The organism is Flavobacterium sp. MK4S-17, from assembly GCF_009848495.1.
In the GTDB taxonomy this organism is placed as follows: Bacteria; Bacteroidota; Bacteroidia; order Flavobacteriales; family Flavobacteriaceae; genus Flavobacterium.
The window spans coordinates 33,640-45,089 of record NZ_WWEP01000035.1 but is presented as its reverse complement, the minus strand read 5'-3'; the positions used below and the strand labels follow the sequence as shown (position 1 = coordinate 45,089).

The following is an 11,450-nucleotide window of genomic DNA, read 5'->3' as shown; positions in this document are numbered from 1 at the left end:
AATCCTGTTTATTACATTCTTTCAGGCACACCTATACCCAACAGGCTGAATGCAGCCTTTATGGTTTCTCCCACTTTTTTGGAAAGCTGTACCCTGAATATCTTTTCCTTCATTACCTCTGCCCCTAAAACCGATACACTTTGGTAAAAGGAATTGTATTCCTTAACAAGTTCATAGGTATAATTGGCAATTTGAGCCGGGCTGTGGTTTTGTGCCGCACTCTGTATAACCTCCGGAAACTGTGCTATAATCTTAAGCAGTTCCTTTTCTTTTTCATGCAGGGAAACATCTGTGGCAGATATTTGCACGGTATAGTCAAAATCTGCCCTGCGTAAAAGCGACTGTATCCTTGCATAGGTATATTGTATAAACGGCCCGGTATTACCTGCAAAATCCACCGATTCTTCAGGGTTAAACAGTATACGCTTTTTAGGGTCAACTTTTAATATATAGTATTTTAAAGCACCAAGGCCAATAATATTGTAAAGGCGCGCCTTATCTTCGACAGAATATCCCTCAAGCTTACCCAGTTCTTCTGAAATCCTGGTGGCGGTTACAACCATTTCATCCATTAGGTCGTCAGCATCCACAACAGTACCCTCACGGCTTTTCATTTTCCCGCTTGGCAGGTCAACCATCCCATAAGAAAGGTGATAAAGGTTTTCGGCCCAGCTATAGCCAAGTTTCTTTAAAATAAGGAACAGTACTTTAAAGTGGTAATCCTGTTCATTCCCCACAGTATATACCATACCCCCTACATCAGGAAAATCTTTTACCCTTTGTATGGCAGTACCTATATCCTGTGTAATATAAACAGATGTGCCATCACTCCTAAGCACCAGTTTTTCATCCAGCCCTTCATCAGTAAGGTCTATCCATACAGAACCGTCCTCCTTTTTATAGAAAACGCCCTGTTTAAGTCCCTGCTCCACTACATCCTTCCCTAAAAGGTAAGTATTGCTTTCGTAGTAATTTTTATCAAAATCAACACCAATATTTTTATAGGTTTCATCAAAGCCCTTATAAACCCAGCCATTCATTTTTTCCCAAAGGGTAACTACAGCAGCATCTCCTGCTTCCCACTTGCGAAGCATTTCCTGTGCCTCCTGTAGTATCGGGGCTTGTTTTTTGGCTTCTTCTTCAGTCAGGTCTTTGCCTTTTAGCTCCTCAACCTGCTGCTTGTATGCCTTATCAAATTCCACATAATAATGCCCTACCAGTTTATCGCCTTTTATACCGGCAGTTTCCGGGGTTTCACCTTTGCCAAACTTTTCATAGGCCAGCATACTTTTACAAATATGTATTCCCCTGTCGTTAATCACCTGGGTTTTATAAACCTTTTGCCCTGCAGCCTGCAATATCTGTGCTACCGAATAGCCCAATAGTACATTACGCACATGGCCAAGGTGCAGCGGCTTGTTTGTATTTGGTGAGGCATATTCTACCATAACTGCTTTCCCACTTGTTGATGGAACTGTAAAGCCAAAATTTTCCTCGCCTTTTATATCATTAAGCAAGCTGATATAATAAGCATCTGAAATAACAATATTGAGGAAACCCGAAACAACATTAAATTTTTCGGCTATTTCAGTATGCTGTGTAAGATATTCCCCTATTTTACTGCCAAGTTCTGCAGGATTGCTTTTTAGCTGCTTTAGCAAAGGAAACAGCACCATGGTTATATCACCTTCAAACTCGCGTCGGGTAGCCTGTAACTCTATAGTATTAACAGTAATACCGAACAAAGCCTGCAAGGCTTCCTGAATTTTTGAAGTAAGTATTTGTGATAATGCCATTTGTATTTCTTTTAAAGCGTGCAAAGATAAACATAAATTAATAACCCCTTTACAGGATGGTTCTTAAAAATATTTTAATTCGCCTGAATTTTAAATTAAAATTTTTCTTTAAAAGTATGTAACAAAATACATACTTATATGTCTTATGATAGTAATGCATTAAAATAAAAAATAAATTTTGCATTAAAAGGTACTTTGTATTGCATATTAGTAATTAAAGTAATACATTTGCCTCATCAATCATCAATCATTTAAACGGACATGAAATTTAAATTGCTTTTTACACTGCTTTTTTTTGGCAGTATGCTTACTGTATATGCCCAGAATAACCCCGGAAGCATATCCGGTAAAGTGGCAGACAGGACAACTAAAGAACCCTTACCCTATGTTAGTATTGTAGTGAAAGAAAACAATACTGTAGTAACCGGCGGCATAACAGATGACAAAGGTGAATTCATCATAAAAAACCTTCCACTTAATAATTATACTGTAGAAGCCCAGTTTATGGGGTTTAAAACAGCTTCTTTAAATGCTGCGCTCAGTGATGGAAAAAAAGAGGTTAACTTAGGAATAATACTACTTGCCGAAGAAGCTACTATGCTGCAGGAAGTGGAGATAGTAAAGGAAGTTTCAACCATTGAACAGAAACTTGACCGTAAAGTAATAACCGTAGGCAGGGATTTAACCACAGCAGGCGGTACGGCTTCTGAAATAATGAATAACATACCCTCTGTAAATGTTGACCAGGATGGTAATATATCATTACGTGGTAATGCCAATGTAAGGATACTTGTAGATGGCAGGCCAACCAATATCAGCCCCGCACAGCTATTAAAACAAATACCTTCAACATCCATCAAAAAAATTGAACTGATAACCAATCCAAGTGCCAAGTACAATCCGGAAGGCATGTCGGGTATAATCAACATCATACTGCATAAAAATTCCAACGACGGCTTTAACGGCAGTTTTAATTCAGGTATTACCTTTGGTGAAACACCAAAGTTCAATAACTCCCTAGATATGAATTACCGCAGGGGTAAAGTAAACTTTTTTGCCAATGCAGGCAGTAATTTCGGTAAATATTTTAACGGTGGTAACGTAACAAGGAATGATATTAACTTATTGCAAAAAATTGATGTTACCAATGACAATGAAGGAGTGTTGGGCAAAATAGGCATGGATTATTATATAGATGACAAAAACACCATTTCCTTTTATACAAACCAGAATTATTATACAGGCGAGGCTACAATAAATACAGATGTACTGTATCCTGATGGGAATGATACCAATTTAATGCAGCAATCTTTACTGGACGGCGACAACTGGAATAACAGCTATAATATTGCCTATAAGCATAAATTTGACAAAGAAGGCCATACGCTTGATTTTGAAGCTAATTACAATGACTCTAAGAGTACACAAAGTGTAGATTATAATACCATTTATGAAGGTGCGGGCGAAGAAACATTTTTTGACGACCTTACTGATAAGCGCCAAAATGCTACAGCAAACCTTGACTATGTTAATCCGCTGAGCGAAAAAAGCACTTTAGAATTGGGCGCCGAAGCAAGGGTTATAAGGACAGATAATGAATACCATACCAATAACCCTGCGCTGGATGCATTTCCTGAACAGCAGGATGTGGAATATACTTATGATATGGATATTTATTCTGCTTACGCAACCTTTGGGCAAAAGTTTGAAAAATTTAGTTATCAACTGGGCGCACGCCTTGAAAGCTATAAAGTAAGCGCAAATTTTAACCGTGGGCAAAATACTTTTAAGGACGATTATATTACAGTTTATCCATCGGCTTATTTAACCTACAGCCTTAACGAAAAAAATATGTTCCAGCTTAGCTACAGCCGCAGGGTTGACAGGCCAAGCATTGAACAGACGAAACTGATAAGGGAGTTTTCAACCCCATTGGTTACTGCCTATGGAAACCCTAACCTAAGGCCGCAGTTTACCAATTCTGTTGAGCTTAACTATACAAAAATGTTCGGGCAGGGCTCATCTATAACAGGTGGTGTGTACTACAGGCTTATAAATGACGAGATAAACCGTGTACTGTACCCGAATGAGACTACTCCTGACAATGACCAGGACCAGATAATGAGTTTTGACAACTTTGACAATAACAATGCATTCGGTTTTGAAATATCAGCCAACTACCGTATAGCAAAATGGGTTGATATACAGCCGGCTATAGATTTTTCAAGTATTTCACAAAAGGGGCTTGTTGCTACAGTAATGCCTTCAGGTGAAACTGAAATGGTAACACGCGAAATTACAGCCAATGCATTTAATGCAAGGCTTAACGGTAACTTCAGGGCTAACAGCAGGCTAAGCTTCTTATTGTTCGGTTTTTACAGGGGACCAGTAAACGGCGTGCAGAACAACAGCAAGGAAATGTATAAAATAGATTCGGGTGTACGATACACACTCCTGGATAATAAAATGTCTTTAAGCCTTAGGTTTAATGATATGTTCCAAACCATGCGCTATGCATTTGATTCGGAAAGGCCGTGGCCGCAAAATGGTGAGTTTACCTGGGAAAGCCGTACTGTTTATTTTGGACTTAATTATATGTTTGGCGGTGGTAAAAACAGGGCTATGCAAAGAAAGTACCGTGATGACAACACGAAACAAACAGGTGGCGGTATGTTTTAAAAAAGGATTTTCATCAATCAATTAATGTTTTTCATATTTAGGTTTAGTAGTTAGTAAAAACCCCGGATAATCCGGGGTTTTGCTTTTTTATCTGAAAATAGAATTACCACCTTATGATGGCACTGCCCCAGGTAAAGCCGCTGCCAAATGCTGCCAGCACAACCAGGTTGCCCTGCTTTATTTTTCCCTGCTCCCAGGCTTCAGTCAGTGCAATAGGCACAGACGCTGCTGTTGTATTGCCATACTTCATTATGTTATTAAATACCTTATCATCGGTAAGCCCGAACTTCTGCTGGATAAATTGCGAAATCCTTAAATTAGCCTGATGGGGTATCAGCATGTTAATATCCTTAACCTGCAGGTTATTGGCTTTTAAGCCTTCCAATATAACCTCGCTAAAGCGCACTACGGCATTTTTAAATACAAACTGCCCATTCATGTAGGGGTAGTAACTTTCATCATCCGGATTATTTTCAGCAATAATATCCGTTACCCATCGTTTGCCCATACCCGGTGCAATTAAAGCCAGTTCTTCGGCATACTGCCCTTCGGAGTGCAGGTGGGTGGAAAGTATTCCTTTAGAATTATCTTCCTCACGTGTAAGTACTGCAGCACCGGCCCCATCACCAAATATTACCGAAACTGCACGGCCCCTTGTAGTCATGTCCAATCCTGTGGAGTGCAGTTCGGAACCAATAACAAGTATATTTTTATACATACCTGTTTTAATAAACTGGTCGGCTACCGAAATTGCATATACAAACCCGGAGCATTGATTTCTTACATCAAGTGCCCCTATTGTCCTTTTCAGGCCCAAATCCCTTTGCACCAAAACGCCGGGGCCAGGGAAATAATAGTCAGGGCTTAATGTTGCAAATATTATAAAATCAATATCATCTTTATCTACCCCGGCCCTTTCAATAGCAATCTTTGCAGCCTTAACCCCCATAGTAGTGGTTGTATCGCCGTCACCTTTTATTACATGCCTGCGCTCCTGTATGCCGGTACGTTCCTGTATCCACTCATCATTTGTATCCATTAACCTGGATAAATCATCATTGGTAACAACATTATCAGGGACATAATATCCCAATCCTGAAATTTTTGAATTATACATTAATTATATTTTTTATAAAAACAAGGATGTAAAAATACACAATATGCAATAAAAAATGCTAATTTTAAAGATGTTATAACTATCCAAAAGCATTTCTGTCCACTGCAAGTGTAACTTCTGAGTTTGGCGGCAGTTCTTTATAATGCTCAAAAAAAACAACCTGCCTGTTAAGCGCAGCCTTGATAAGGTATCGGTTGCCTTTAAAATAAGATTGCCTTACGGTTACACTTAAGGGCCCGTTTTCCGTAACTTTCAATTGGTGCGGATAAATCAACACCGTTTCCTCACTATTTTGTGTAAGGGTAAGCAATTCAAGCTTTATTTCATTAACCTCGCCAAATAATGAGGCTGAATATTTATCCTTAGGATTATAGTAAATTTCTTTTGATGGCGCTTTGTCTAAAAGCCTTCCCTCTTTAATTACAATAGTTTCATCTGCAAAAGAAAGTGCATCCGTGCTGTCATGGGTAGCTACAATCACCGTTATGCCCTTTTGTTTCAGGTAGGCAAACAAATTGCGCCTAAGTGCATTTTTCCTAAAATTATCTATGTGGCTAAAAGGTTCATCAAGCAGTAAAACCTCAGGTTCAAGCGCAAGCACTTTAGCAAGCGCAATACGCTGCTGCTGCCCGCCACTAAGGTACTTTGCCTTAACATCGGCAAAATCACCCATTTCAACAATATCAAGCAGCTCCTTTGTGCGTTGCTGTTTCTCTTCAGGATAAAAGTTAGATAAAAAACTACCTACATTTTCAGCAGCAGTAACATAAGGCATCAGGTCAAAATCCTGTGCCAGGTATTTCATATAAGGCATGCCTGGTATAAGGTAAAATTTAGGCCCGAGTACCTGCTCATTTTTATATGTTATTTCCCCACTATTCAGGTCATACAACCCATATATAAGTTTAAGCAGTGTGCTTTTACCGCAACCGCTTTCCCCTATAACCGCTATATTTTGCCCCTGCCTTACAGAAAAGCTTAAGTTGTGAATAATGGTTTTATCAGTATATCCGAATGTTATGTTTTTAACAGTAAGCATTAAACTAAAATTTGTGCAAAAGTATTTAAATACTATCAATAACAATTGCCCTGCCAGTATATTATGATGTTTTTAAAGCTTTAGGATTTAACCTAAAAACAGTTTAATTTATTTTTCAACATATTTAATTGATAATTATATAATTATCATATATATTTGCACGCATCTTAAACCCCGGAAGATTTATATTAACAGAGTATTAACCGTTTACTATAGCTATTATAGTATTTTTGCAAGAATTTTCCACAAACAAGGTTTATATGGGCAGAAAAATTACATCACTATTATTTTTACTGATTTCAGTAACAGCATTTTCACAATTCAGGAGTTCCGAACAATACTCTATTGAGGGTGACTTTGGCCTTAGCGGGGCAATGAATCCATCAATGAGCGGGCTTAATCACTTAGGGGTAGGCTTTAGGTATATGGCTGACGACCTTTGGGGATTTAAGGGCGACCTGGCAAGTGACAGGTTCAGGGAATCAGGCACAGAAGCAGGAACCAACTATACAAGGTTTTCTGTACAAGCTGTTTATAATGCCGGAAGGGCATTATATGTACCGGATATGACAAATGGTTATGTAAACTTTTTGGTGCATGGTGGTGTGGGTTACTCCTACCTAAAATCAACCCGTAAAAGCGGTATAGATAATATTGGTAATGTAATTATAGGTGTTACACCCCAATTCTACATCAGCAGCCGTTTAGCAGTACATTTAGATGCCTCTTATATATTTAATATAAAACAGCATTATGATTTTGATGGCTTTTATCATGATGGCGGCTTGGAAGAAAGCGGATTTGTAGGGCAAATGTTTACAGCGTCAATAGGCTTAACATTATATCTTGGCCGCAATGGTTCTGATAACGACTGGAGATAATAATCTTTAAACATATATAAAAAAAGCTGCCCTTAAAGGCAGCTTTTTTTATATACATACAGCACAATTTATTGTTTAGCTTCTTTTTGCGCGTCTTCTATCATCTTTTCATTTGCAGTAATTGCAAATTCAACACGCCTGTTTTTACTCATTCCTTCTTTAGTGTCATTGCTTGCAATAGGGTCGGCTTCACCCTTGCCTATGGTAGTAAATCTTGAAGAACTTAATCCTTTCCCTGCAAGGTAAGATTTTACAGATTCCGCCCTTTGTTCAGACAATTTAAGGTTATAGTCATCAGCACCGCTGCTGTCAGTATAACCGAATATCTGAATGTTTGTGTCAGGATATTCATTAAATACCGGTACAAGCCTGTCAAGATTTGCCTTTGCCTTAGAGGTAAGTGAAGATTTGTTAAGATCAAAATTCACAGAGTTTTCTCCAAGTGTTAGCTTAATCCCTTCCCCTACTCTTTCAACCTCAGCACCAGGTAAAGTCTGTTCAATCTTTCTTGCCTGTTTATCCATACGGTTACCAATAACCCCGCCCACAGCACCACCTACAGCACCACCTATAATGGCACCCAGTGCCGTATTGCCGCCTTTACCAAGATTATTACCAAGCACGCCGCCTATTACAGCACCTGATGCTGCGCCTATAGCTACACCTCTTTGGGTATTATTCGTATTTTTTACTGCTTCACACGAAACGAAACCTGCACTGAATAAGAATGCAAATGACAGTGCATAAATTTTTATTGTCTTCATATTTTAAATTTTGATGTTTTTATTGACTTACATTTTCTGGAACTGGTACACAACCTCTACATTAGAACCGCCTACAGATACATTATCCACAAGCTGGAAAGAGCTTTGTGTTTGGTTCCTTAGCTTTAAGTAATAGCCCTGTGTAACCCTTTTGGCTTTTTCTCCCTCGGTTATCTTAAGGGTAAAGCTGCCTTCTTTTGTTACAGACCATACAATCGGGCTGCTGAAAGCAGGGCATCCGGCTTTGCCTAAACTCATTTCGCCCTTATTATTGTTAGATACAAATTTCCATGAACTGCCTTCAAAACACTTAGAGTCGGCAATGTCAAATGAATTTACTTTTATATAATCCGATCCCGGATAAGTAACCTGGGTAATTGTCCAGTTACCGTTAATGCCACCCTGCGATTTGGTGTCAAGCGACGAACAGGAAGAGAGCAGGACTACAAATACCCCTGCTAAAAATAACTTTTTCATACGTTTAGGTTTTTGTCAAAAAATGGTATTGAAATTAATCATTCACTGATTAAAGTTACTAATTATAAAAGATACATTACAAAGCAACCGTTCATTTTTAACAGGAATTTTACGTGTATAAATTACTTATTAGTGAATACTATTAATTAAAACAACATACTGTAGGCTTTTGGGCAGTATGCTAATCTTTTCTTAAACATTATAGTGTTTAACAAATTGAACATCTCAAAGTGTCAATTTGTCACATAAATAATATTGGTATCTTATTTGAAAAAAAATGTGCAGCAACATAAAACATTTAACTATGGCAACAGGAAAAATTAATGTTTCAGTAGAGAACATCTTCCCCTTAATTAAAAAATTCTTATATAGCGACCACGAAATCTTTTTGCGTGAACTGGTATCAAATGCTACTGATGCCACTTTAAAACTAAAACACCTTACAGGCATTGGTGAAGCTAATGTAGAATATGGCAACCCTATTATTGAAGTTAAAATTGATAAAGAAAACAAAAAGCTTCACATTATAGACCAGGGTATTGGTATGACCGCAGAAGAGGTTGAAAAATACATTAACCAGGTTGCTTTTTCGGGTGCTGAGGAGTTTCTTGAAAAATATAAAGACAGCGCCAAAGACGCAGGGATTATAGGCCACTTTGGCCTTGGCTTTTATTCTGCCTTTATGGTGGCTGAAAAGGTTGAAATAATTACTAAGTCATACAAAGATGAACCTGCAGTACACTGGATATGCGACGGAAGCCCTGAATTTACATTAGAGCCGGCTGAAAAATCAGAGCGCGGCACAGAAATTATCCTGCATATTGCAGAGGATTCCACTGAATTCCTTGAAGACTACAGGGTAAGGGAATTACTTAAAAAGTATAACAAGTTTATGCCGGTGCCTATTAAATTCGGCACTAAAAAAGAAACCCTGCCAAAACCGGAAGATGCACCGGAAGACTATAAAGCAGAAGAAATTGAGATTGACAACATAATCAACAATCCTGAGCCCGCCTGGACTAAACAGCCCGGCGACCTGAACGAGGAAGATTATAAGGCTTTTTACCATGAGCTATACCCAACCCAGTTTGATGAACCTCTTTTTAATATACACCTTAACGTTGATTACCCATTCAACCTTACGGGTATTTTATATTTCCCTAAGCTTTCAGCCGATTTACAGGCTCAAAAGGATAAAATACAGCTATACCAAAACCAGGTATTTGTTACCGATAATGTAGAGGGTATTGTACCGGAATTCCTTACACTCCTTCGCGGTGTTATAGACAGCCCTGATATTCCGTTGAATGTATCACGTTCTTACCTGCAGGCTGACGGCGCAGTAAAAAAAATATCAAACTATATTACACGCAAGGTAGCCGATAAGCTTAAATCTTTATTTACTGAAAACCGTGAGGATTTTGAGAAAAAGTGGAATGATATTAAAATAGTACTGGAATATGGTATGCTGAGCGAGCCTAAATTTTATGAAAAGGCAGGTGCATTCATGCTGTACCCAACTGTAGATAATAAATTCTTTACGCTTGATGAGCTGAAAGAAAAAATTGCCCCGGCACAAACAGATAAGGATGGCAAGCTTGTAGTACTTTATGCATCTAACAAAGATGCACAGCACAGCTATATTGCCGAAGCAAGGGACAAAGGCTATGAGGTACTACTACTGGATTCGCCAATAGTATCGCACCTTATACAAAAGCTGGAAGGCGACAATGAGAACCTTACTTTTGCCCGTGTGGATGCCGACCATATAGATAAGCTCATTAAAAAAGATGATGAGCAGATTTCCAAGCTAAACGATGAAGAGAAAGAAAAGCTTAAAACTGTTTTAGAAGAAATTGTACCAAAGTCAACTTATACAGTACAGCTTGAGGCTATGGACAGCCAGGCGGCACCCTTCCGTATTACACAACCTGAATTTATGCGCCGGATGAAAGAAATGAGCGCTACAGGCGGTGGAATGTTTGGTATGGGCAATTTGCCTGAAATGTATAACCTGGTAGTTAATACAAACCATGAACTTACAGGCAATATATTAAGCACAGATGATAAAGAACACAGGGAAGCACTGGTTAAGCAGGCACTTGACCTTGCAAAACTGTCGCAAAACCTTTTAAAAGGCGAAGAACTTACAGCATTTGTAAAACGAAGTTTTGAGCTTATTAAATAAAATCATAAGTTTCAACAAAAAACCGCGGGCTACACCCGCGGTTTTTTTATTTATCTGCTCCCTTTATCTTTTCCAGGACATAGCCCGGCGGCATAACAGGCTTGCCGGTTTTCATATCTACAAACACAAGTATTGAACTGCCTGTTGTTAATAACTCAGTGTTTTCATTGTATATTTCATATTCAAATTCTATCTTAACTGACTGTTGTTTTTTAAAAATTGTACGCACGGTTAAAAGGTCGTCATACCGTGCCGGCTTTTTATAATTTAACACTAAGTTAACAACTGGAAGCATAATTCCCTGCTCCTCCATAAACCTGTAGCTAAGTCCCAGATTACGAAGCCATTCTACCCTGCCCATTTCAAAGTATTCCGCGTAGTTGCCGTGATAAACCACACCCATCTGGTCGGTTTCGGCATACCGTACACGTACTTTAATTTCATGAAAATTCATATTTATTTTTTGTTAAATTTGTTTTAAATTTATCTAAATAATGCTTACAATTTTT

General features: G+C 38.5%; 9 protein-coding genes. 3 read left to right on the top strand and 6 right to left on the bottom strand.

Features of this window, described 5'->3' with window-relative positions; genetic code table 11:
- Window positions 1–11: 11 nt before the first annotated feature.
- A complete protein-coding gene (gene argS / locus GSF09_RS11630) occupies window positions 12–1,796 on the bottom strand; it encodes an arginine--tRNA ligase (RefSeq protein ID WP_159801598.1) in 1,785 nt (594 codons plus the stop codon).
- A 261-nt stretch (window positions 1,797–2,057) separates the two neighbouring features.
- Here argS and GSF09_RS11625 point away from each other — a divergent pair, with 261 nt between their 5' ends.
- On the top strand, window positions 2,058–4,475 hold the full coding sequence (locus tag GSF09_RS11625; RefSeq protein ID WP_159801596.1) for a TonB-dependent receptor domain-containing protein: 2,418 nt from the start codon (window positions 2,058–2,060) through the stop codon (window positions 4,473–4,475).
- Between the two features lie 103 nt (window positions 4,476–4,578).
- On the opposite strand, the gene GSF09_RS11620 is transcribed toward GSF09_RS11625, so the two are convergent.
- Window positions 4,579–5,592: a 3-oxoacyl-ACP synthase III family protein gene (locus GSF09_RS11620; RefSeq protein WP_159801594.1), complete on the bottom strand. Its 1,014-nt coding sequence runs from the start codon at window positions 5,590–5,592 to the stop codon at window positions 4,579–4,581.
- A gap of 79 nt (window positions 5,593–5,671) precedes the next feature.
- On the bottom strand, window positions 5,672–6,631 hold the full coding sequence (locus GSF09_RS11615) for an ABC transporter ATP-binding protein (RefSeq protein ID WP_159801592.1): 960 nt from the start codon (window positions 6,629–6,631) through the stop codon (window positions 5,672–5,674).
- Window positions 6,632–6,891: 260 nt separating this feature from the next.
- Here GSF09_RS11615 and GSF09_RS11610 point away from each other — a divergent pair, with 260 nt between their 5' ends.
- Window positions 6,892–7,512, top strand: coding sequence for an outer membrane beta-barrel protein (locus GSF09_RS11610; RefSeq protein ID WP_159801590.1), 621 nt, complete (start codon window positions 6,892–6,894; stop codon window positions 7,510–7,512).
- Window positions 7,513–7,580: 68 nt separating this feature from the next.
- On the opposite strand, the gene GSF09_RS11605 is transcribed toward GSF09_RS11610, so the two are convergent.
- Window positions 7,581–8,276 carry an OmpA family protein gene (locus GSF09_RS11605; protein ID WP_159801588.1) on the bottom strand — a complete coding sequence of 232 codons (696 nt, stop codon included), beginning with the start codon at window positions 8,274–8,276 and terminating at the stop codon, window positions 7,581–7,583.
- A 27-nt stretch (window positions 8,277–8,303) separates the two neighbouring features.
- A complete protein-coding gene (locus GSF09_RS11600) occupies window positions 8,304–8,753 on the bottom strand; it encodes a lipocalin family protein (RefSeq protein WP_159801586.1) in 450 nt (149 codons plus the stop codon).
- A gap of 304 nt (window positions 8,754–9,057) precedes the next feature.
- Here GSF09_RS11600 and htpG point away from each other — a divergent pair, with 304 nt between their 5' ends.
- Window positions 9,058–10,941 carry a molecular chaperone HtpG gene (gene htpG, locus GSF09_RS11595; RefSeq protein ID WP_159801584.1) on the top strand — a complete coding sequence of 628 codons (1,884 nt, stop codon included), beginning with the start codon at window positions 9,058–9,060 and terminating at the stop codon, window positions 10,939–10,941.
- 46 nt (window positions 10,942–10,987) lie between these two features.
- On the opposite strand, the gene GSF09_RS11590 is transcribed toward htpG, so the two are convergent.
- On the bottom strand, window positions 10,988–11,395 hold the full coding sequence (locus GSF09_RS11590) for a thioesterase family protein (protein WP_159801582.1): 408 nt from the start codon (window positions 11,393–11,395) through the stop codon (window positions 10,988–10,990).
- Window positions 11,396–11,450 lie beyond the last annotated feature (55 nt).

Bases quoted from the DNA above. Each gene is read 5' to 3' on its own strand.
- argS (WP_159801598.1), bottom strand. From the start codon at position 1,796: ATGGCATTATCACAAATACTTACTTCAAAAATTCAGGAAGCCTTGCAG.
- GSF09_RS11625 (WP_159801596.1), top strand. From the start codon at position 2,058: ATGAAATTTAAATTGCTTTTTACACTGCTTTTTTTTGGCAGTATGCTT.
- GSF09_RS11620 (WP_159801594.1), bottom strand. From the start codon at position 5,592: ATGTATAATTCAAAAATTTCAGGATTGGGATATTATGTCCCTGATAAT.
- GSF09_RS11615 (WP_159801592.1), bottom strand. From the start codon at position 6,631: ATGCTTACTGTTAAAAACATAACATTCGGATATACTGATAAAACCATT.
- GSF09_RS11610 (WP_159801590.1), top strand. From the start codon at position 6,892: ATGGGCAGAAAAATTACATCACTATTATTTTTACTGATTTCAGTAACA.
- GSF09_RS11605 (WP_159801588.1), bottom strand. From the start codon at position 8,276: ATGAAGACAATAAAAATTTATGCACTGTCATTTGCATTCTTATTCAGT.
- GSF09_RS11600 (WP_159801586.1), bottom strand. From the start codon at position 8,753: ATGAAAAAGTTATTTTTAGCAGGGGTATTTGTAGTCCTGCTCTCTTCC.
- htpG (WP_159801584.1), top strand. From the start codon at position 9,058: ATGGCAACAGGAAAAATTAATGTTTCAGTAGAGAACATCTTCCCCTTA.
- GSF09_RS11590 (WP_159801582.1), bottom strand. From the start codon at position 11,395: ATGAATTTTCATGAAATTAAAGTACGTGTACGGTATGCCGAAACCGAC.